We start from the raw sequence: 20,890 nt of genomic DNA on the forward strand, positions 1-20,890 counted from the left end.
GCACACTAAGATTCTGAAATAATCTGCCCGTTATTACTGTCTTAATGCCAGTGAATTTGAGTTAAAAAAACGTCAATCAATCCAGCAGATATCCACTTTGATTAATCCTAAACATGGGAATGAATAATGTCTGAAGTAACCCTCTATATTTACCCCACCAGTCCTTATGCGGCAAAGGTTGCGGCAGTTTTACATTATAAACACATTCCCTTTAAAGTGGTGCATGTCGATCCCATTTCAAAAAAAGAACTGGCCTTTACGCAAAAACCTATTGTACCCACTATAAAAATTGACGATGAATGGTTGCAAGATTCGACGCCGATCTGTTTGCTGCTTGAGGAACGTTTTGTCGGCCCCACCATACTTGGCGAAAATGCCGAACAAAAGGCCCATATAATTAAATTAGATCAATGGGTATCCAATAGCGTCTTACCTGCATCCTTTCGTGGTTTGATCCACTGGGACGGGAATTATTTCACCTGGCTGGCCGATCGGTGGCGTTATTGTGAGGTTTTTCATCAATCAAAACCTTTACCCTTGATACTCAGAATGTTTTATCCTTGGTTAGTACAACGTACAGGTTTTATTCGCGCCCATGCAAAATTAACTTCCTGGGATGAGCCTTTGTATAAAATGCGTAAACGTTTGTTGAATGAATTTCTAGAGCATCTAGGAAATGGACCTTTTTTAGGCGGTTATCACAGCCCTTCATTAGCCGATTTCGCCTTATTTCCCGCAATGTCATTGCCCTGGTTAGTTGGCTTAAAACAAAAAAATATTTTTATTGAAAATGAAAAACTGCAGCAATGGTTAAAAAATGTGGCAGCGAAATTACCGCAACACCCGCATTTGATCTCAGAAAAATGTATAAAAAGTAATCTTCTGCAGCACGTATTTTGATCCGCGCTTAGGCAGCAACCTATCTACAGGTAAAAATAAAAGCCTGAAAAGATAAAACCCTAAAACCGAATTAAGGTTGCTTCGATATTGCGCACCATGCTTTTTAATTGTGGCGCCACTTCACCGCTCAAAAACTCTTGGGATAATCGAAATGCGGGGCCGCCAGCATTAAAGACATAGATTTGGCCTTGGGTGAGTTTTAACGGCACTGCTATGGCTGTGGTATCGGGCTCCCAGTCGCCCCATGAATAGCAATATCCAAACTTCTCATAGTTTTCTAACGCTTGATCAACACCGGCTTTGATAGCTTCGAACTTATCGCCTAATTTTTCTTTGAAATGCCGCATAAAGAAATTTCGTTCTTCTTCTGATAAAGCCACTAAATAAGCTCGACCAGCGGCCGTAGTGGCCATCGGAATTTTATCACCAATCTCTTTCTTGAAGGTGACTATGTCTTTTGGGGCACAATGATCAACATAAATCATATCCAGTCGGTCTCTGTCGGCTAGGCCTACGGAAGTACCTGTTGCAATTGAAAGCTCTTTCATTAAGGGGTTTGCCACTTGGCGAATGGCAAGGTTGGAAACAAATGCATAACCCAAAGCTAACACGCCAGCCCCAAGTTGGTATTTTTCTAACCGCTTCGAATAAGTCAGGTAGCCCAAGCTTGTTAAGGTGTAAGTTAGCCGAGATATACTGGATTTAGCCAATCCAGTACGTTGTGCAATTTCTTGATTGCCAAGAAATCCGTCTCCCGGATTAAATGCCCTTAATATATCTAATCCTCTGGCAAGGGCTTCGACAAACTTACGATCTACTTCGCCCTTTTTATCTCTTGGCATACCAGTCAGTGTATTCATTTTGCACTACTCAATTGTTTATCACGTTAGGCGTATTGACTTGTTGCAACTGCCGATACGTTTTTAAAATTATAAAAATAATAATCTGATTATTTTCAATAACAAAGGTCATTATACATAGGTTTAAGGATAAAATTTATAGATTAGTAAATAGTAGCGAAACCAGTCAAAAATACCTTATCTAGGATTTCCTAATTTGGCCTGTTGCTAGGTTCTAAATTTTATAAAAAGAGTTATAAACTGGCTTGAGAGATGCTCTGGCTCGAGCTCCATTTACACTTAGTTTGTAGGCTCAACAGTTGAGCTTAAATAAGTCATGAACACCTTACTGGCCTTAGAAAGATAGTGATTTTTTTTCCATGCCAAGCTCAACTTAAATTCGATTTTTGGCTCAAAGGGTACAGATGTCATCTGCTGTTCATTTTGTAAAATTCGGGCTAGGCAAGTAGTAATTCCCACCTTATTGCGCACTAATGATTTTTGCAACTCAATAAGATTGGTTTCCATACGGACATCTAATGGGAGTTGATGTTTTTTTGAATATTGACTGACTACTTCACGTAAAAAGTAACCCTCATGAAATAACACTAGTGGCTGCTGACAAAATTGTGCCAGTGATAGAGTTTGTTGAGTGGCTAGTGGATGAGAGCTAACCATGCCTGCCACTATTTCTTCATTAATAAGTTGCGTGTAACGTAGTTGTGAATTTTCTAAATCACCACGTATTAAGGCTAGATCAAGTTCGCTATTGAGTAACATTTTCTCAAGTGCTGCGGTGCCTTGGTCAACTAAGTGGATTTTTATTTTTGGGTATTTTTGCTTAAATTTGGTCAATATTTTGGGGAAGTAATAAGAGCCCATCATTGCGGAAACGCCAAAACGAATTGTGCCTCTTTCTAGATCTTTTAGTTCTTCTAACTCTAATTCAACTTGTTTTGCTTGACTTAATAACTGGATTGCCAGTTTATGCAGGACTTGACCTTCAGCCGTTAATAAGGCGTGCTTGTCAGCACGATTAATTAACTTAAGCCCTACTTCTTGTTCTAGCTTTTGAATGGCAACGGTTAATGCTGGTTGCGCAATGCCTATTTTCTGTGCTGCCCGAGTAAAGTTGCCTAACGCCGCTAACTGACAAAAATATTCAAGACGTTTCAAATTCATGTTACAACACTCTATAATAAAAAATTATCGAAAATATAAAAACTATATATTATATTTATTCTTGTTTTAAGCATAGAGTAATCCTATAAATTAGACTATTGCCTATAAAAATATATAAACGGAGCCACCCTATGAGCCAAAAGTTAACCTCTTTTAACTGGCAAGATCCGATGTTTCTTGACAGCCAACTTACCGAAGAAGAGCGCATGATCCGTGATACTGCTCATGATTATTGCCAACAAAAACTGCTACCACGTGTGCTTGAAGCCAATAGACATGAGCACTTCGATCGCGAAATAATGAATGAACTTGGGCAGTTAGGACTGTTGGGGGCGACCTTGCCTTCACAATACGGTGGCAGTGACGTCAATTATGTCAGTTATGGCTTGGTTGCTCGTGAAGTCGAACGTGTGGATAGTGGTTATCGCAGCGCCATGAGTGTGCAATCGTCACTGGTTATGCACCCAATATATTCATACGGTACTGAAGAACAACGCATGAAGTACTTACCTAAATTGGCTTCTGGTGAATGGGTAGGGTGTTTTGGTTTGACTGAGCCAAACTCAGGTAGTGATCCTGCATCGATGACCACTCACGCCAAAAAAGTGGACGGTGGTTATGCATTAACGGGCAATAAAATGTGGATCACCAATTCACCCATAGCCGATGTGTTTGTGGTGTGGGGCAAACTCGAAGGTAAAATTCGTGGTTTTGTGCTGGAAAAAGGCATGCAGGGTTTATCTGCACCGAAAATTGAAGGTAAGTTTTCTTTACGTGCTTCGATAACGGGCGAAATTGTTATGGATAACGTGTTTGTGCCAGAAGAAAACATGTTCCCAGAAATTAAAGGGTTAGCAGGGCCTTTTGGTTGTTTAAATAAAGCCCGTTACGGTATTGCTTGGGGCTCGATTGGCGCAGCAGAATTTTGTTTTAATGCTGCTAGAACTTACACCTTAGATCGTGAACAATTTGGTCGTCCTTTGGCTGCCAATCAGTTAATTCAAAAGAAATTGGCTGATATGGAAACGGAGATTACCCTTGGTTTGCAGGGCTGCTTACAAATGGGACGTTTGATGGATGCAAATCAGTGTCCAGTTGAATTAATTTCTCTAATGAAGCGTAATAATTGTGGTAAGTCTCTTGATATTGCTCGGGTTTCACGTGATATGCATGGTGGCAACGGTATCAGTGATGAATATGGCGTGATCCGCCATGTCATGAATCTAGAAGCAGTGAATACCTATGAAGGTACTCATGATGTCCATGCCCTCATTTTAGGACGAGCCATCACCGATATTCAGGCGTTTTATTAAACACTAGCGAATTTGGCAACTGTATAGATGTCGATTGAAGCCGCTTAGTTGAGGCTTCATTTTATCTATAAAACGTTGCTTGAAAAAGCCGCGTAGCTTTTGAACAAATACTCGAGGAATAATCAAAAAGTATCTTAAGTTAAGTCGAACTACAACCAACCATTTTGATGGGCAATTCTGGCTGCTTCTATCCTGTTTTTAGCGTTGAGTTTGCTGGATGCTGAAGATAGATAATTACGCACAGTGCCCGTGGATAAAAATAGTTTTTTGGCTATATCTTCGGTGGAAAGTCCATCTTTAGCTAATCGTAAAGCGTGGCGTTCTTTGTCTGAAAGTGGATCTTTTTCCATCCATGATTCCACCATCAATTCTGGCGCAATCGCAGTCCCGCCTTGATGTACTTTTTGAATAGCGTCGATTAAGTCTTGAGAGGGTGAGTCTTTTAATAAGTAGCCTTTTACACCTGAATCCATAGCTCGGCGTAAGTACCCACTTCGAGCAAAGGTAGTTAAAATTATGGTTTTACTCGGGACTTTTGATTCAAAAAGTTTTTGCGCGAGTTCTAATCCTGTCATATCTGGCATTTCAATATCGGTGAGTACAATGTCCACTCGCTCACTTTCGGTTGATTGAATGTAGTCAAAGGCTTGCTTGCCATTGGCGCAGCTTTGGACCACATGTAGGTTGTCTTCTAAATCTAAAATAGTCGCCAAAGCATTGAGCAGCATAGTTTGGTCTTCAGCCAAAAGAATGTTGATTTTTTTCATAGTGATGAGTCTCTAGTCGCCATAGGCAAGCCAATTTCGCTCAATGTTCCGCTAAAATCGCCACCGCTTTTGATGCTTACAAAGCCATGAAGTTTTTGAATACGCTCTTCAATGCCTTTAATGCCAAATCCTTGGTGATGTGAATTATTAAAACCTTGTCCGTCGTCTTGCATGGCTAATACGATCTTGCCATTGTTAAGCTTGATGGTTGCGTTTACTTGAGTGGCATTGGCGTGTTTAATAATGTTTGTTACCAGTTCGCGCAGCACTATGGCTAGTTCTTTATTACTCGCTGAGTCTAACTCGATTTGTTGTTCATCGATATTTTCAAACTGATAGTCAAAATGTATATCGACACTCGAAAATACATTTTTGGCGTTAGCCAGTTCACTGAGTAAATCACTGGTGCGATAACCCGACACCACCTCGCGAACCTGGCTTAAGGCCGCGCGAGAAATGTCTTGTAGTTGTTTAATTTCGCCACGGGCTTTTTCGAGATCTTTATCTTGACCCTTATTCAAGAGTCTCCCTGCAAGATCGGCTTTTATAGTAATCACTGAAAAGGTATGTCCAATTAAATCATGCAGGTCACGGGCAATACGCTCTCTTTCGGCTACTTGGGCTAAACGTTGGGTTTCTTTGCGGGATAAAACCAACTCTTGTTTATTTTGATGCAAAGCATATTGATAGATATTCAATATGCCCACGATCAAGGTAAATGTCAGGGCAGGCAAATAAAAATAGATTACAAAATCAAAGATCCAGCTAATACCTGTTATCCATAGCAATATACCCATTAACACCGCAAAGGCATATTTAAGAGGTTTTAGTCTGCTGCAAAAAGCAGCTGCGTAGACAAATAACGTACTAGCGGTGGGAGTAACAAAAGTAGCTAAAGTGCCAATCAATACTATGCCGACTATATGATATATCGTCAGTTTGCTTTTAACCCAATGGGAATGAAAATATAGTCCCAAAAAGGTAATCACAGCTAAGAAGGTCCATACAAAATCCATCGGGTCTTGATGAAAAATGATCACAGGAACAAAAAATAACGGCAGGTAAATCAACCATACGTATGGCGAAAACTGTTCATTGAGATTTCTAGGTAATAACCATGCATCGATTTTTTTTAAAGTATCTATCACCCGCTTTTCCTTCTAACTGACACTTTTTTTATTGAAAGCCATGATAGCTAATATAAAAAATATTACGGTAAATGACGCCAATATAACTATATGATGAACTACAGAGCCACCTGCATCCAGTGCAACTACTTTTAACGCCAATTGAGACAAATGAAATGGTGGCAGAAACTCGGCAAAAGTCTGTAAAAAGTTTGGCAGCATAGTGATAGGGATCCACAAACCAGATAAAAATGACATGGGCAAATACACTAGATTAACCACTGCAGGTGCGCTTTCTGCTTTTAGCAATAACCCAAGCGTTAAGCCTAACAAACAAAAGGGTAAGCCACCCAATACCAAAATGATAGATAAGCTCAGCACTTGCACCAAAGACAAACTCACACCTGTCATGGTAAAGGCGACTATACCTAAACTAACTAACACCATCACTGAAAATGCCATAGACACTAACAAGCGACTGACAATTTGAGCGGACCCAGGCATAGGAGATGCATCTTTGATATCTAACCAACCTTGTCCGCGCTCTACCGCCAAGCCTGCGCCAAAGGAAAACAAAGCGGGGCCAATTATGCCAAAGGTGCCATATGTACATAGTAAGTAGGTTGCAGCTTGAGGATTATGCTGATTCATTAACACCCCAAAAAAAGTATAAAACAAGGCAGGGAATAATATCGCTGGTAAAGCGAAAGCAGGATTGCGGATGCTTTTGAGCCACTCAAATTTGGTCTCTAATCGGTAAATGTTCAAAATTTGCAAAATGTTGATATTCTGAGTGGTGTTTATGCTTTGAATGTTATTCATGTTTACTTTCCCTCAGCGTTTAAATGTAAAAAGGCTTCTTCTAAACCTGCGCTAGATACAGTGAGTTCTTGTATATTCGGGTAGGCAGATAACAATGCCAGCAAGGTTTGATTCACATTTTCAGTGTGTATCTGGATAAATTTACCAACGAGTTGTACATTTACTACTGCTGGGAGTGGTTTGAATACGTGATGATTTTCTGTACGACTAAAACGAATAGTGGTGTGACTGATACTGGCTTTTATCGCATCACTGCTGCCCTTTCTAATGATTCTTCCTTGCTTTAACAACACAATCTCATCGGCGAGATTGTCAGCTTCTTCCAAATAATGTGTGGTTAAGACTATTCCCGTACCTTTGGCTCTTAAATCGCGAATGGCTTGCCATAAACCTTGTCGAGCTGCAACATCCATGCCCACGCTGGGTTCGTCTAAAAACAATAACTTGGGATTACCGCAAATACTTAAAGCAAACAAAAGCCGCTGCTTCTCACCACCGGATAACTTTTTAGAATAGCGATTTTGCATATCCTGCAAACCTGCATAATTAATGACTTTTTGGTAGTCCATAGGGTGGGGGTAATAACTTTGAAATAGCTGAATATGTTCTTTGATCTTTAATGTTTCGGGTAAATTAGCCACTTGTAACATGGCGCCCGCTTGACGCTTAGCCTGTAAAGATCCCGCTTTGACACCAAATACACTCACATCACCCGAATCGGCGTTAAGCCGCCCAAGCAAAATATTGATCAAGGTGGTTTTACCTGCGCCATTCGCTCCAAGTATGGCAAAAACTTGTCCCGACTTGATCTCTAAGTCGATATTATCTAAGGCCTTTTTACCTGCAAATGATTTGCTCAATCCATAAACCGAGGCAATCACATGTGGATGTATGTGTGGCTCATAAGTGTGTTCTAGTTGCATGTTGGTATCTAGCTTGAGTGTTTAAACCGTATGCAAACTATGAATGAAGTAAAGCTAATAAGTTAGAGACAGCTGTCATCAATAGGGAATGACAATTGTCATGTTTGAGCAATGGGCAGTTATTACACAGACTTGAATGATATTGCTATAGATCAGTTTTTGTTATCTTCACGCAATTCACCTAAACGTCCAAACCAAATAACAGAAAGTACAAATACTCCAAGTACGCCGTGAATTATCAGCACTGATACTTTTTGCTTAGAAAAAGAACTTTTTGAAAGAATCGTCTGCGCATTTTTGAGAGTGTCAGGGGCCGACTGCGCTGCAATCAATAAATCTTGCCTAAGGGCTTCTGCAAATGTATATGAACCCCACAATCCAAGGATATTCATTAATGCAAAAACCAAATAGCCAACTGTAATAAGGCACTTTAATCCTGGTCGCAGGATCTTTTTAGTTGAAATTAGCCATCCGATAAGTACAAGTAGGGTGACGGTATAAAAGTTCCAGTAGAACTCGATTTTCCCAGTGGCAGCGATAAATAGATCTGCAATATCTTTTGTTTCCATTTTAAATTACCTCATGACTGAATCGTTTATGCAGATGTTTACTGGATATTGAAAGCATATTAGAACTTTTGTATGTCTTATCACTTACTTATATAGTTTAAGTTTTGCTGCTTTGCTAAAAAAAGTCTTGAGTGAACAGCCAGAGCAATTTGTCTAGCAACCTAGAATGGAGGGATTAATTAAAATTAAAAATATTTGTCACACTTTTTTAACTCGTCGTGCCTTAGCTATGTTGGACAAATAAATTAAGCTAAGGAGGCCGGTCATTATGTTTCAGAAAATCAAGTCACTAACCTTCGTCGAACGGTATCAAGTGAGCTTTGCCAATCTGAATTTAAAACCAGCAAACAAAAAAATATGCGATTGCGCTTAGATATCTGTTTTTGGTGTGGATTAATCTTAGGGTTTGGAGGAGGTTTTGTGGGGATGATAAGTGGCTTAATAAATAGTGGAAGATTGCCACTGTAGTAGTAGCAATTCCAAGATTTAATGCACAAAAAACAGTACAATTTCTACCGCAATTAGAATGATAATAATCCACTCTAAGAATGATGAGTGTTTGTGATTCTGCTCTGCTGCAAGCATTTCATTTAGCTCATTTAAGGCCGACAACTTCATGGTCAACAGCTCTACTCGTGGTTTTAAGTCTAAGTAGCGACTAACGATTAAATATTTTTGTTCTTGCTCTGGATATTCCCAAAAAAACTCAGGTGTATCGAGTAAGTTAAAGTGCAACAAAATATCACTTTTAGTACTAAATAATGCTCCACGTAACATCGAAAGTTTTTTACGGCTTAAGGGTATTTTTCCGGTATTTGCTAAGGTTAAAGACAGATAAGCATTATCTTTAATGGCGCGTTCGGCTAATGATTCAAAGCGACCAAGTTTGGCGGATTGCGCCAGTGCATGACTGACTGCCAATAAGGTCATGGTTTTGTAATCGGGCAAAATAATGTGATCGTTAATCATAGAAACCGTGGCATTTTCTGATACTTCGAACACATAGTGCTCGCGATCTTTTTGTATGTTGAGTTGCACCACATATTCGTTGATCATATCAGCTAGTTGCGACTTTTTGCTGTCACTTATACCCCAAGATATGATGACGCCATAATCAAAAACAAAGACCTGACCTTTAGGCGTGGTTATGCTTAATGCATCGCGAAAACGTTTCACAAAGTATGTCTGACCAATTTTTTCACTTAGGCCATCTAGTTTAATATTGTCCCCTAACAACGACACATCAACTTCATTAGTCACAAAATTAATAGTCATTTACTGCTCCTTAAAATTAGCTTTGGAAATCACTAAAGCTGTGCGTAATTTTGTTTTTCCGTAACTCGATAACTTAATAAAGTCATCCAAGGCGACAGGAATATGCTGGCAGTCGAATCCTGCTGCATGTTGTTCTGGCACACTGGAGTCATGTAGATACAGGCATTCTTCGTCTATCGCGGTAATCGCCACCCAATGGGGTACTTTGTAACCGTCCATTTGATAAGTACTAATTAAACTTAATACCTTGCAACCATTTTTAAGAGCATCCTTTAATGCGCTTAAATCGAAGTCTGCATAAACCACGGGAATGTTTTGTTGTTGTGCCCTTGACTGAAATTGCTGTTCTATCAACTCAATGGTGTGTTTTTTAACTTGCTGGCGAACCCCTGAGGTAAATAAAGGTAAGGGTTGATTGATGTATACCTTAGTTTTGAATCCTCTTTTTTCGGCGGCTAATGCTAAACCCAGGGGATGGCAACCACCATGGCCGGCCATCATAAAAATAGTGGTTGCTTCGCGCCACAGGTCAAACTCTAAAGGTTGTTCCATAACTGTTTGCTCAGACAGGCTAGCCATAGCCATCATTAAAGCTGACGGTCCGCAGGTAAAGTCGGTTGTTTGTGCATACCAAGGATAAGAGGGCAGTTGCTTATGCTTTGCGGCCTGACGTATAGGCTTTTGCATTCTGAACGCATCGCCATTATTTTCGTAGTAATGGGCATAATCACCAAATATTTTGTATCCCATTGACTGATATAAACCAATGGCACGTTCATTGGTTTTTTCTACCTCTAGTCTTAAGAATAATTTACCGGCGGCTACCGTTTGGATTTCTAAGGCCAACATGAGTTGACGCCCAACTCCCTTGCCTTCGATATTTTTGTCAATAGCAATAGAATAGAGTCGCGCCAAACGTGTGCCTTTGCGCATTATGACTAAACCATAACCTATGATTTGATCGTCCTGCAGTACTACCATAAACACTCTATGCTTGGCCTTAATCCAATGTGAAAAACTGCGTTTGCTCAACCTGTCGGTTGCGAAGCAGCTTTTTTCTAAAGCGATGAGTTGTGTCAAATCTGCTGACGTGACGTCACGTATTTCAATATTATCTAAGTTCGCTACACTGGTCTCGTTCATTGCAAAAGCAGCCATTATTATCGGCCTCTTTGTTCAAGGCGGTTGGCAAACTCTTGCATAATTTGCATATATAATTCGTATCCAAGATAACGGTCCTCTACACCATGTTCGATGCTGGGATTATCGTTCACTTCAATCACATACACTTTGTCACTAAGTTGTTTTAAATCCACACCATATAAGCTGCTACCAATAAAGGAGCAAGCTTTCACCGCGGTTTCTAACACTTGGCGCGGTACTTCAAAGGTGGCCATTGTTTCAAAGTCACCAGTCGAAAAGCGCTTCGCCCCGTGGTTATAAATCTGCCAGTGATTCCTAGCCATGTGATATCGACAGGCGTAAATAGCGCGACCATTTAGCACACCAATTCGCCAATCATATTCGGTGTATAAATATTCTTGTACCAAGATGATCGCCGAGTCGGCAAGTATCGAGCTCAGTTTTTGCTCTAGCGCAACACGATCAGCAACCTTAAAAACGCCTTTAGAAAACGAACTTTCTGGTAATTTTAAAACCATAGGATAGCTGAAATCTTGTTCTAATTGCTCAAGTGTGGACGGTGTTGCATCAGACACAAATTGTGTTTTAGGCGACGGCACTGAGTTGTAACTAAAGGCATCATGTAAAAATACCTTGTTGCAGCAACGCAAGATTGATGTGGCATCGTCTATTACCACCAATCCTTCTTTTTCAGCTTGCCTTGCAAGTTGGTAGGTGTGATGGCGAATAGCGGTTGTTTCACGAATAAACAATGCATCGTAGCGATTGAGTAAGCCGATTTGATCAACAGTGACCAGCTCAGCATTAATACCAAACTTATTGGCGGCCTTTATAAAATGACTTAAGGCTTTTTGGTCGCTCGGGGGAGTATCTTCTTGAGGATTAACCAGTATCGCCATATCCCAGCGGAAACGTTTACGATTTTTGTTACTACGCCACACATTATTGGTGAAGTTGTCTAATCTTTGTTGCAACGTTATATGCTGATCTGTGCTTAGCCCCGCTAGTGCAAATAAACCGAGTGTCGCAAACAACTTATTGTCGCGCCAATTTAAGACTAACTTTAAAATTGGCGCGGGGAATTGTGCGAACACATATTGCGCGATTTTGTTAATGTTTTCGTCGTTATGCCAACCAAAATAAACTAGTACATCACTAGACTTATCCTTGGGATACACTCGGGAAATATTATTAGGTATAACCAGTACTAAGCCTTCCGGCTGGCAAGTTAAGTCGTTAATGGTACTCACACTAGGCAGCACTTGATGCTGTCGCGCTTCTGCTAACAGTGAGCAATAGTAGCCCTGACTCAAATATTGAGTAGGATCACATAAATTAATCAATCTAGTGGTGATATTTCCCTTCTTTGGAAACTCTGCTAAGTATTGGTTAAAATTAACAATTGTCCCGTTAACGCTCTCGATACCGTGACTATCGTTTAAGACAATGAGGTTTTTACGTATGTTATTCATGCAAACACATTTTAGTTAGGCGCCTTTAGTACCACGAAATTTGGCGGATCCTACGTCTTTTATTGGGTTTGTGAATACATTCCATCCTTAAAAATTTTAATCGTTAGGAGCAAATAAATAGTGGCTAAAATCATCACGCAATAGCAGAATACTGCTTATTCTTTTTTAAGTTTGTTTTTGTATGCTTGGTATCATTAAGGCATCAAAACCTATCTCTACTATTTTGTGATTTTTATGGATATTCGATTCCTAGTGACCTTTATGGAAGTGGCGCAAACGAGGCATTTTGGTAAAGCCGCTGAAAACTTGTATTTGACTCAGTCAGCAGTCAGTGCACGTATTAAACAGCTTGAAGAATATTTTAATTCGGCGCTTTTTGTACGAAACAGAAATAGTTTGCAACTCACAGCTGCAGGCGAAAAATTACTGCCTTTTGCTGCCTCGCTTGCCGATACACTCGAACAGGCACGTGCTGCAATGAATGAAGAAAGTATTCAATACTTGAGTATCGCTAGTACTCCTAATGCTTGGGATCTATATTTAAAGCAAGGTTTGGATGCGGTGAACAGCCACCTTGAAGATGTGTCCATAAGAGCAGAGGTATGCAGTAACGAACAGCTTAGTCGTATGTTACACGAGCACAGCATAGACTTGGCTCTGACAACGGTGCCTTTTAAATCTGACGATGTGGAAATACTCGAACTAAGTGAGTCGATGTTGGCGCTTTATTGTTCAGTCGCATTAGCTGAACAACCTCTTGAACACCTGAATATTTCGCTGGACTGGGGTCTGAAAACCAACGAAGTGATAGAAAAAAGTTATCCAGAAATAAAAAAGGCTGGCATCCGTACTGGCTCACTTCAAGTTGCTTTGAGTTATCTGTCTACACACAAAAGTGTGATTATCTTACCTGAGGAAATTGCACAAACCTTGGTTAACAAGGGAGAGTTGGTGATGCTTGATTCTTTAGCACCGCTATCAGTAAAGGTGTTTTTGATTTATTTGAAACAAACAAAAAATGCTAGGCTAGTTCAATTTATTGATGTGTTTACACAGATGCTAACAAACAAAAAAGGGTGCTGATGCACCCTTTTGGGAGATATTATAGACGTTTATACTAAAGTGGTCAGAGTTTGATAGCCTTCCGAGTCTAGCTCTTCGTTTACACATTCCAGCATAAACTCCTTTAATTCTTTACCATCAGTACCCTCTTCTTGGGCTAATTCTGTACAATATTGCTTAAGTTCGGCAATCAACTCTTTGTCTGCAATAGGTTGCTCATCAGCCATGACGGTTGTTGCTAATAATAAACCTAATGTGAATAATACTTTCTTCATCATATTCTCAATTTGTGAAAATTCATTAATGTAATTCAGCGATTTGGCGGAGTCTTTCATCGGCTCTTCGCTGGGATACTTTTTTACCTTTTTTTGATCTAAGCTCTAATTCATCGCTGTATTCAGCATTAAACCTATGCTTTGCAGCACCATTTATTTTTTCGTAATCATTTTTTTTTAAATGAAAATTTTTGCTCATTACTTTGTCCAAAAAGGGGTTATTAAAATTTTGCAATAGTTGCATCCTCATTATCAAGCGGAATGATAAAATTTGAAAACGAAATAATTTGTTCCTAAAGAGCAAAAAGATTGATGAAAGTATCAGTGTCATAATTATGCAATTTAAGTGGCGACAACAAACTTAATGGGATCCTTGAATATATTTACAAATTACTGCACTGGGCATTGAAATCATCGAACAACAACGCATGTTAAAAAATATGTTTTGTCATTTCGGTCAAGGGTGTTTTTTTACAAGTTGCGTCATGTAAACATCAAAGCGATTGGCTTTACCTAACATTTCAATGTGTGGTTTTTTACCTGCCAAAAATGCTGCGCCAGATGGGCGTTTAACCACCACCCGACTTTTCGCCAATGCTAAAGCCGGTTCCAGTAACAAGTCGGCATCTTCGTCTGGGCCCAGTAACTGTTGAAATAAGCGCATTTCTTTTTTCACTGCGGCATTCTTTTTTCGATGAGGGAACATAGGATCAAGGTACACCACGTCTGGTCTTGCCCCAGGTGGGTTGGTATTTTGCCAGCTCTGTAACAGGTTAACCGCGATTCCATGAAACAGGCGCATGTGGTTTGGTACCCAAGCACCGAGTTCGTCATCAGATGAAGCTCGGTCTAGGCCGTCCTGAAGTAACGCAGCAACAATGGGAGAGCGTTCAATCATGTCAACCACACAACCTAAACTAGCCAACACAAATGCATCTCGTCCCAAACCTGCTGTGGCATCCAGTACGTGTAAACTGTCTTTACCTTTTAAGCCAATCGCTTTGGCAATGGCTTCTTTTTTACCGCCACCATGTAAACGTCTGAACGTCAGTGCATCTGAAGCAAAATCGACTACTATTGCGCCAACTTTGGGTTCGTCTAATTGTCGTAGTTCTAAGTGATAAGCTTGCTGTACCAACGCTAAACCAGAATCGGTGTTTTCACGATACACCAGTCCCCATTTTGCAGCGGTTTGTTGGGCCTGAATGATTAATTCGGGTGCTGCGTTTCGGGGCGCAGTGACTGGGGTGTTATGCAGGATGTTATGCAAAATAGGGCTATCCATAACGGGCCTATGCATGACCAAAATGCTCTTTGTTACCTAACCATCGATTCACTATAGCTTGGGCGTTTGATGGATATTGCTCCCATAGATGGTTAGCAATATTTTGTACTTGGGGGATAAGTTCTGCATCACGAATGAGGTCCGCTATTTTTAAATCGGCTAAACCCGTTTGTTTGGTGCCTAACAGCTCACCTGGTCCACGAATTTCCAGATCTTGTTGAGCAATATAAAAGCCATCATTAGACTCTCTAAGCACGGCCAAACGTTTGTTAGCTGTTTTAGATAGGGGGCTTTGATACATCAGTACACAATGGCTTTCTACTGAGCCACGACCTACGCGTCCCCGCAATTGGTGCAATTGTGCTAGCCCCAAACGTTCTGGATTTTCGATGATCATCAAGCTAGCATTCGGTACATCAACACCCACTTCAATCACAGTAGTTGCCACTAATAAGTCCAGTTCACCGGCTTTAAAGTCTGCCATTATTTGTTGTTTTTCATTGGATTTTAGTCTGCCGTGCACTAAGCCCACCTTAAGTTCAGGCAGTGCCGTACGTAATAAAATCGCGGTATCTTCGGCAGCTTGGCTTTGCAAGAATTCAGATTCGTCAATCAAAGTACAGACCCAGTAGGTTTGTCTACCTTGCTCAACGCTAATGTTACGCACTCTTGTAATGACTTCGTCGCGGCGAGTATCAGGTAATACAACGGTTTTTACTGGCGTTCTGCCCGGCGGTAATTCGTCAATAACTGAAGTGTCTAAGTCAGCGTAGGCGGTCATTGCCAAAGTACGGGGAATGGGGGTGGCGGTCATAATTAATTGATGGGGAAATGCACCTTGAGATGCACCCTTTTCACGCAATGCTAAACGCTGATGCACACCAAAACGGTGTTGTTCATCAACTATTACCAAAGCCAAAGATGAAAAGGTGACGGCTTCTTGAAAAATAGCATGGGTGCCTACCAACATTTTTACTTCATTATTGGCTAATTGAGCTAACGCCTTTTCTCTGACTTTACCTTTTAACTTCCCGGCTAACCAACCTACTTCTATACCTAATGGTTCAAACCACTGACGGAAATTATTGAAATGTTGCTCGGCTAATAGTTCAGTGGGTGCCATCAGCCCCACTTGATAACCCGCGCCGATGGCAGATAATGCCGCCATAGCGGCTACCACGGTTTTGCCAGATCCTACATCGCCTTGTACCAAGCGCATCATAGGGCAGTTTTGTTGCATATCATCTTGGATATCAGCGACTACACGCTGTTGTGCGCCTGTAGGTTTAAAAGGTAAGTTTTTTAAAAACTGATTAAGTAAATCAGCACTAGGTTTGATTGGAAACGTCAATTGTTGTTTACTTTGTTGACGGACTTTCAAGACACTTAGGTGGTGCGCGAGTAACTCCTCCATAATTAAACGTTGTTGAGCGGGATGTTTACCTTCCTCAAATAAAGATAAGGTCACATCGGGTGGTGGCCGGTGTACCAAGTGTAAAGCTGCAACTAAGCCTATTTGATGTTGGTATAAGCCTTCTGGTAAGAGTTCAGCTAAACCTCCTTTGTTCAATAACTTCAGTGCTTGTTCAGTTAAATTTCGTAGTGTGATTTGTTTGATGCCTTCAGTGGCAGGATATATAGGCGTAAGTGATTCTTGCATGACTTGGGGGTTATCGAGGTTTATCGATTTATATTCCGGGTGCATGATCTCAAGGCCATATTTACCCGCTTTGACTTCACCAAAACAGCGAATAGTAGTGCCTATTTCAAGATTGTTTTTTTGCGCAGCTGAAAAGTGAAAAAAACGTAAAGTGACAGTCCCGGTTCCATCGCTGAGCCGCACAACTAACATTCGCTTGCGGCCAAACTGGATATCACACGACATTACCTCACCTTGAATACTGGTATGTAAGTGAGGTTGTAAATCTACTATTGGATAAATACGAGTGCGGTCTTCGTATCTATGGGGTAAGTGAAACAGTAAGTCTTGCACAGAAACAATGGCCAGCTTCGCTAGTTTTTCTGCTGCTTTGGCGCCCACACCTTTTAGTTCAGTGATAGGTGTTTGGGCTAGCCCTTTCATAACCTACACACCAGATGTGTTAAGTCATATTTATAGGAAGGTGTCGTCAGATTAGCTAACAAATATCGGTCCGAGTCATCACAAATTTATATAGCTAAGTATACTCGAAGATTTAACAAGATTACGCAAGGTTTAGCGAGTCAACTGTATTTTTTTCCACCATGTTTCATCTGCGTGAATATGTCCATTGGTGTCGATATGTGGATAAGGTAACCCTTTACGGTCACATACTTCTCGAAGTTTAGGGAAACCACCTTCAAACAGCATTTTTTGGCAGGCTTGTTCTGTTAACTGTTGGATTTTATACATACCCGCTAGTTGCCTTTGTCGCTGGGCTTCATACAAAATAAGTGCTGCAGCCACTGATACATTGAGTGATTGCACCATGCCTACCATAGGAATAATGATATCTTGGTCAGCTGCTGCTACCGCTTCTTCCGTTGCGCCATGTTTTTCTTGGCCCAGAATGATGGCAGTAGGAAGGGTGTAGTCAATGTCACGAAAATCGACTGCAGTTTCAGATAAATTTGTGACTAGCACCTGCATATTTTGTGTTTTTAAATGACTTACCGCGTCCGCAATACATAAATGTTCTTTGGTATACACCCAGTTCTCGCTGCCCATAGCGGTACTTTTGCGGATTTCTGGTTTTTTATCCCAGACTGCATGCACTTCATACACACCTACCGCATCACAACTACGCACAATGGCAGAAACATTGTGCGGCTTGTGTAGCTGTTCTAAACACAAGGTTAAGCTAGGTTGACGTAGACTGAGAAAATGCCTGATCCGAGCATAACGCTCAGGGGACATAAAGGCTTCTACTGACATAATAAGTCCTAAATATTTACTCAGGCAACTCCATCACACCGTCTATTTCAATTTGCACACCTTTGGGTAAAGCGCTGACTTGTACCGCTGCTCTAGCAGGATAAGGTTGTTTGAAATACTGACTCATGATTTCATTTACGGTAGCAAAATTAGATAAATCGGTTAGAAATATATTCACTTTGGCAAGATGATTAGTTGAGCCCCCAGCCGCTTCGCATACAGCTTGCACATTTTTGAATACCTGATGGGCTTGTTCGGAAAAATCTTCAGATATAACTAGCATGGTTTCTGGTACCAAAGGGATTTGCCCAGAAATATACACTGTGGTGCCGCTCTTAATCGCTTGGCTATATGTGCCAATAGCTTGCGGCGCCTTGTCGGTTTGAATAACGGAAAGAGACATAATAGTTACCTTTTTCTATTTATAGATGGATGTGTGAATTAGGGGATGCCTAATTTTGTTTGGCTTGACTATGCCTAGATACTCGCTGTACTTCTGGCATGGTACGGATCCTACGCATAACATTGGCTAGTTGCAGACGGTTTTTGATGGTCAGCTCAATATCAATATAATAAACGTTGCTTTCTTTTTCTTCGGTTTGTAATCCAACAATGTTCGAACCACATCTCGCAACAGTGTTGGTTAATGTGGCTAAGGTACCTTGATGATTAATTAACTCAATGCGTAGCGCAGCGTGAAAATTACCAAGTACATCATCTCCCCATCGCATGACTAACACACGGTGAGGCTCTTCTTTACTTAGTTTACGAATATTACTGCAACCAGTTTGATGAATCGTCATGCCTTTTCCTGGACTTAAGACGGCAACAATTTCATCATCAGGAATAGGGTGACAGCAGCGCGAATAGGAAACCAATAAACCTTCGGTACCACGGATCGCAACCTTACTTTGTTTATCCGATAGGTCAGTATTTTCACCTAACAATCGTCTTGCTACTATAGCGCTAAGCTCATTGCCTAGGCCAATGTCTGCTAGAAGTTCATCGAAACTACTATGTTTGGTTTCGAGCACAACGCGATCAATATCTGTTTGCAGTAGTTTATCTAGTTTCACTTTCCCCAAAGCATGCCTGAGTAAGCGATTACCCATTACTATTGCTTCTTCAGATCGTTGGTTTTTCAGATAATGACGTATACGGGAACGTGCTTTGGCGCTGACTACAAAATTTAGCCAGTTAGCATTGGGTTTGGCTCTGGGAGAGGTGATGATTTCAACTGTTTGACCATTTTCCAATGGTTTACTCAGTGAAAATGTGCGTCTTTCTACTTTTACCCCCACACAAGAATTACCTACATCAGTATGCACCGCATAGGCAAAGTCAACTGCTGTTGCGCCAAGAGGCAACTCAATGATTCTGCCATCGGGTGTAAACACATAAATCTCGTCTGGGAATAAATCTGTTTTAACGTTCTCTATGAATTCAAAAGAAGAACTGGCGCTATGTTGTAACTCAATCAAAGACTGCATCCATTTCCGCGCACGGACTTGTGCCGTTGTATCATTACTGTCTTTGGTGTCTTTATAGACCCAATGCGCCGCCACACCCTTGTCAGCCATATGATCCATGTCGTTGGTACGGATCTGAATTTCGACCGGAATACCGTGTGGACCAATCAACGATGTATGCAATGATTGATAGCCATTAGTACGAGGGATAGCGATATAATCCTTAAAGCGACTCTCTATGGGTTTGTATAAGCCATGCATAGCACCTAACGCCCGATAACAGTGATCAACCGAGTCTACTACCACCCGAAAAGCATAAATATCCATGACTTCGTTGAACATCAATTCTTTATTTTTCATCTTACGATAAATCGAATACAGATGTTTTTCGCGACCTGTGACAGTCGCGTTTATTTTAACTGCAGCTAAACGTGTTGCAACTTCTTTGCGGGTATTTTCAATGACTTCTTTGCGGTTACCACGGGCTTGTTTCACGGCGTTGCCTAATGCACGATAGCGCATCGGGTACATAGCTTGAAAACCCAATTCTTCAAGCTCATTTTTAATTTGGTGAATACCTAAGCGATGGGCAATCGGCGCATATATTTCTAATGTTTCGCGGGCAATACGCCGCCGCTTATCTGGACGTAAAGAACCTAAAGTGCGCATGTTATGGGTGCGATCGGCTAGTTTTATTAGAATGACACGGATATCTTGGACCATGGCCATCATCATCTTGCGAAAATTTTCTGCTTGAGCTTCTTGAGTGCTGCTGAAGTGAATTTTTTCTAGTTTGCTGACTCCTTCTACGAGTTCGCCTACTGTTTCACCAAATTGTCGACTTAAGTCTTCTTTATTGTGGTGAGTATCTTCTATCACGTCATGTAATAAGGCTGCCATCAAGGTTTCATGGTCAAGGTGCATGTCAGCTAAGATACCAGCTACTGCAACAGGATGGGTAATGTAAGGATCACCACTGGAACGCATTTGTCCGCTGTGAGCATCTCTGGCTACGATAAAAGCGCGCAGAGTATCCGCCACCTTGTCGGGAGGTAAATATGCTTCCAGCTTTTGTTTCAAACCTTCAAAAAGATACACACTAAACGCTTATAAAATAGTTAATAAACTAAGAATACGGGGAATTTGGCGGGAAGCCAACGGCTAAACATCAGATTGATGAAAAGCCGTTAAAATAGAGCGAATTATTGCTCTTGCAGAATGTTTGCTACAGAAGCAAATTCAGCTTGGTCATTTGCTTGTTGATCGAGAAGATTTTCAGCTTCTAACGTATCAGCCGTCACTAAACCTAGTTCTATTTCCCGTAATGCAATTACGGTAGGCTTATCTGTGCCACGTTCTACCAAGGGCTCTTTACCTTCAATAGCAATTTGGCGAGCACGACGAGCAGCAACTAAAACCAAATCAAATCGGTTGCCAATTTTATCTACAGCATCTTCAACTGTTACGCGGGCCATGATGATCTCCGTCGGGTGTAATATGAAAAAAAGGTCGCGTAGTGTACTGTTTAATGCGACATTTTAAAAGTAATTTGA

21 protein-coding genes are annotated in these 20,890 nt (G+C 40.9%); 3 read left to right on the top strand and 18 right to left on the bottom strand.

What is annotated here, in order from left to right; translation table 11 throughout:
• The first annotated feature begins 126 nt into the window (after window positions 1–126).
• A complete protein-coding gene (locus tag CXF95_RS11840) occupies window positions 127–900 on the top strand; it encodes a glutathione S-transferase family protein (protein ID WP_101198905.1) in 774 nt (257 codons plus the stop codon).
• A gap of 59 nt (window positions 901–959) precedes the next feature.
• Here CXF95_RS11840 and CXF95_RS11845 read toward each other — a convergent pair whose 3' ends face one another.
• Together CXF95_RS11845 and CXF95_RS11850 are read right to left on the bottom strand one after the other, a co-directional pair.
• On the bottom strand, window positions 960–1,760 hold the full coding sequence (locus CXF95_RS11845; protein ID WP_101198906.1) for an IclR family transcriptional regulator: 801 nt from the start codon (window positions 1,758–1,760) through the stop codon (window positions 960–962).
• Window positions 1,761–2,039: 279 nt separating this feature from the next.
• Complete coding sequence (locus CXF95_RS11850; RefSeq protein WP_101198907.1) at window positions 2,040–2,921, bottom strand: LysR family transcriptional regulator; 882 nt, start codon at window positions 2,919–2,921, stop codon at window positions 2,040–2,042.
• A gap of 131 nt (window positions 2,922–3,052) precedes the next feature.
• On the opposite strand from CXF95_RS11850, the gene CXF95_RS11855 reads away from it, so the two are divergent.
• Complete coding sequence (locus CXF95_RS11855; RefSeq protein ID WP_101198908.1) at window positions 3,053–4,234, top strand: acyl-CoA dehydrogenase; 1,182 nt, start codon at window positions 3,053–3,055, stop codon at window positions 4,232–4,234.
• Between the two features lie 149 nt (window positions 4,235–4,383).
• Here the strand turns inward: CXF95_RS11855 and CXF95_RS11860 are convergent, their stop codons facing one another.
• The 8 genes from CXF95_RS11860 to CXF95_RS11895 form a co-directional block, all read right to left on the bottom strand.
• Entirely contained in the window at window positions 4,384–5,001 is a 618-nt protein-coding gene (locus CXF95_RS11860; protein WP_101198909.1) for a DNA-binding response regulator, read from the bottom strand.
• Window positions 4,998–6,149, bottom strand: a complete 1,152-nt coding sequence (locus CXF95_RS11865) for a sensor histidine kinase (protein ID WP_101198910.1) — start codon at window positions 6,147–6,149, stop codon at window positions 4,998–5,000. Before CXF95_RS11865 ends, CXF95_RS11860 begins: the two co-directional genes overlap by 4 nt.
• Window positions 6,150–6,161: 12 nt before the next feature.
• Window positions 6,162–6,950 carry an ABC transporter permease gene (locus CXF95_RS11870; protein ID WP_101198911.1) on the bottom strand — a complete coding sequence of 263 codons (789 nt, stop codon included), beginning with the start codon at window positions 6,948–6,950 and terminating at the stop codon, window positions 6,162–6,164.
• Between the two features lie 2 nt (window positions 6,951–6,952).
• On the bottom strand, window positions 6,953–7,873 hold the full coding sequence (locus tag CXF95_RS11875; RefSeq protein ID WP_101198912.1) for an ABC transporter ATP-binding protein: 921 nt from the start codon (window positions 7,871–7,873) through the stop codon (window positions 6,953–6,955).
• 152 nt (window positions 7,874–8,025) lie between these two features.
• Complete coding sequence (locus CXF95_RS11880) at window positions 8,026–8,442, bottom strand: hypothetical protein (protein WP_101198913.1); 417 nt, start codon at window positions 8,440–8,442, stop codon at window positions 8,026–8,028.
• A 486-nt stretch (window positions 8,443–8,928) separates the two neighbouring features.
• Window positions 8,929–9,717 (bottom strand): RMD1 family protein, encoded by a 789-nt coding sequence (locus CXF95_RS11885; RefSeq protein WP_101198914.1) that lies wholly within the window; start codon window positions 9,715–9,717, stop codon window positions 8,929–8,931.
• Window positions 9,718–10,875 (bottom strand): GNAT family N-acetyltransferase/peptidase C39 family protein, encoded by a 1,158-nt coding sequence (locus tag CXF95_RS11890; RefSeq protein WP_232787805.1) that lies wholly within the window; start codon window positions 10,873–10,875, stop codon window positions 9,718–9,720. It abuts the gene before it with no gap.
• Between the two features lie 2 nt (window positions 10,876–10,877).
• A complete protein-coding gene (locus CXF95_RS11895; protein ID WP_198556592.1) occupies window positions 10,878–12,323 on the bottom strand; it encodes a RimK family protein in 1,446 nt (481 codons plus the stop codon).
• A gap of 243 nt (window positions 12,324–12,566) precedes the next feature.
• Between CXF95_RS11895 and CXF95_RS11900 the strand changes: the two genes are divergently transcribed.
• Complete coding sequence (locus tag CXF95_RS11900; RefSeq protein ID WP_101198917.1) at window positions 12,567–13,415, top strand: LysR family transcriptional regulator; 849 nt, start codon at window positions 12,567–12,569, stop codon at window positions 13,413–13,415.
• Window positions 13,416–13,444: 29 nt separating this feature from the next.
• Here CXF95_RS11900 and CXF95_RS11905 read toward each other — a convergent pair whose 3' ends face one another.
• The 8 genes from CXF95_RS11905 to rpoZ all read right to left on the bottom strand — a co-directional run bounded on the left by CXF95_RS11905 (window position 13,445) and on the right by rpoZ (window position 20,812).
• A complete protein-coding gene (locus CXF95_RS11905) occupies window positions 13,445–13,729 on the bottom strand; it encodes a hypothetical protein (protein WP_369809310.1) in 285 nt (94 codons plus the stop codon).
• A complete protein-coding gene (locus CXF95_RS11910; protein WP_157828137.1) occupies window positions 13,695–13,904 on the bottom strand; it encodes a hypothetical protein in 210 nt (69 codons plus the stop codon). The genes CXF95_RS11905 and CXF95_RS11910 overlap by 35 nt, the downstream gene beginning before the upstream one ends.
• A 222-nt stretch (window positions 13,905–14,126) precedes the next feature.
• Window positions 14,127–14,969 carry a class I SAM-dependent methyltransferase gene (locus CXF95_RS11915; RefSeq protein ID WP_198556572.1) on the bottom strand — a complete coding sequence of 281 codons (843 nt, stop codon included), beginning with the start codon at window positions 14,967–14,969 and terminating at the stop codon, window positions 14,127–14,129.
• Window positions 14,962–17,037: an ATP-dependent DNA helicase RecG gene (gene recG, locus CXF95_RS11920; protein ID WP_101198920.1), complete on the bottom strand. Its 2,076-nt coding sequence runs from the start codon at window positions 17,035–17,037 to the stop codon at window positions 14,962–14,964. Before recG ends, CXF95_RS11915 begins: the two co-directional genes overlap by 8 nt.
• Before the next feature lie 132 nt (window positions 17,038–17,169).
• Window positions 17,170–17,850 carry a tRNA (guanosine(18)-2'-O)-methyltransferase TrmH gene (trmH, locus tag CXF95_RS11925; RefSeq protein WP_101199283.1) on the bottom strand — a complete coding sequence of 227 codons (681 nt, stop codon included), beginning with the start codon at window positions 17,848–17,850 and terminating at the stop codon, window positions 17,170–17,172.
• Window positions 17,851–17,884: 34 nt separating this feature from the next.
• The gene (locus CXF95_RS11930; RefSeq protein ID WP_101198921.1) at window positions 17,885–18,271 is read right to left on the bottom strand and encodes a RidA family protein; all 387 of its coding nucleotides are present in this window, start codon (window positions 18,269–18,271) and stop codon (window positions 17,885–17,887) included.
• A 49-nt stretch (window positions 18,272–18,320) separates the two neighbouring features.
• Window positions 18,321–20,435 (bottom strand): bifunctional GTP diphosphokinase/guanosine-3',5'-bis pyrophosphate 3'-pyrophosphohydrolase, encoded by a 2,115-nt coding sequence (spoT, locus tag CXF95_RS11935; RefSeq protein WP_101198922.1) that lies wholly within the window; start codon window positions 20,433–20,435, stop codon window positions 18,321–18,323.
• 104 nt (window positions 20,436–20,539) lie between these two features.
• Window positions 20,540–20,812, bottom strand: a complete 273-nt coding sequence (gene rpoZ / locus CXF95_RS11940; protein ID WP_101198923.1) for a DNA-directed RNA polymerase subunit omega — start codon at window positions 20,810–20,812, stop codon at window positions 20,540–20,542.
• Window positions 20,813–20,890: the final 78 nt, after the last annotated feature.

The organism is Paraglaciecola sp. MB-3u-78, assembly GCF_002835935.1.
Lineage (GTDB): Bacteria > Pseudomonadota > Gammaproteobacteria > Enterobacterales > Alteromonadaceae > Paraglaciecola.

What these genes read in the sequence shown, in the direction of transcription:
- CXF95_RS11905 (WP_369809310.1), bottom strand. Translation starts at nt 13,729, where the DNA reads ATGAAAGACTCCGCCAAATCGCTGAATTACATTAATGAATTTTCACAA.
- CXF95_RS11890 (WP_232787805.1), bottom strand. Translation starts at nt 10,875, where the DNA reads ATGGCTGCTTTTGCAATGAACGAGACCAGTGTAGCGAACTTAGATAAT.
- CXF95_RS11875 (WP_101198912.1), bottom strand. Translation starts at nt 7,873, where the DNA reads ATGCAACTAGAACACACTTATGAGCCACACATACATCCACATGTGATT.
- CXF95_RS11840 (WP_101198905.1), top strand. Translation starts at nt 127, where the DNA reads ATGTCTGAAGTAACCCTCTATATTTACCCCACCAGTCCTTATGCGGCA.
- recG (WP_101198920.1), bottom strand. Translation starts at nt 17,037, where the DNA reads ATGAAAGGGCTAGCCCAAACACCTATCACTGAACTAAAAGGTGTGGGC.
- CXF95_RS11845 (WP_101198906.1), bottom strand. Translation starts at nt 1,760, where the DNA reads ATGAATACACTGACTGGTATGCCAAGAGATAAAAAGGGCGAAGTAGAT.
- CXF95_RS11900 (WP_101198917.1), top strand. Translation starts at nt 12,567, where the DNA reads ATGGATATTCGATTCCTAGTGACCTTTATGGAAGTGGCGCAAACGAGG.
- CXF95_RS11850 (WP_101198907.1), bottom strand. Translation starts at nt 2,921, where the DNA reads ATGAATTTGAAACGTCTTGAATATTTTTGTCAGTTAGCGGCGTTAGGC.
- rpoZ (WP_101198923.1), bottom strand. Translation starts at nt 20,812, where the DNA reads ATGGCCCGCGTAACAGTTGAAGATGCTGTAGATAAAATTGGCAACCGA.
- trmH (WP_101199283.1), bottom strand. Translation starts at nt 17,850, where the DNA reads ATGTCCCCTGAGCGTTATGCTCGGATCAGGCATTTTCTCAGTCTACGT.
- CXF95_RS11930 (WP_101198921.1), bottom strand. Translation starts at nt 18,271, where the DNA reads ATGTCTCTTTCCGTTATTCAAACCGACAAGGCGCCGCAAGCTATTGGC.
- CXF95_RS11915 (WP_198556572.1), bottom strand. Translation starts at nt 14,969, where the DNA reads ATGCATAGGCCCGTTATGGATAGCCCTATTTTGCATAACATCCTGCAT.
- CXF95_RS11885 (WP_101198914.1), bottom strand. Translation starts at nt 9,717, where the DNA reads ATGACTATTAATTTTGTGACTAATGAAGTTGATGTGTCGTTGTTAGGG.
- CXF95_RS11880 (WP_101198913.1), bottom strand. Translation starts at nt 8,442, where the DNA reads ATGGAAACAAAAGATATTGCAGATCTATTTATCGCTGCCACTGGGAAA.
- CXF95_RS11870 (WP_101198911.1), bottom strand. Translation starts at nt 6,950, where the DNA reads ATGAATAACATTCAAAGCATAAACACCACTCAGAATATCAACATTTTG.
- CXF95_RS11855 (WP_101198908.1), top strand. Translation starts at nt 3,053, where the DNA reads ATGAGCCAAAAGTTAACCTCTTTTAACTGGCAAGATCCGATGTTTCTT.
- CXF95_RS11860 (WP_101198909.1), bottom strand. Translation starts at nt 5,001, where the DNA reads ATGAAAAAAATCAACATTCTTTTGGCTGAAGACCAAACTATGCTGCTC.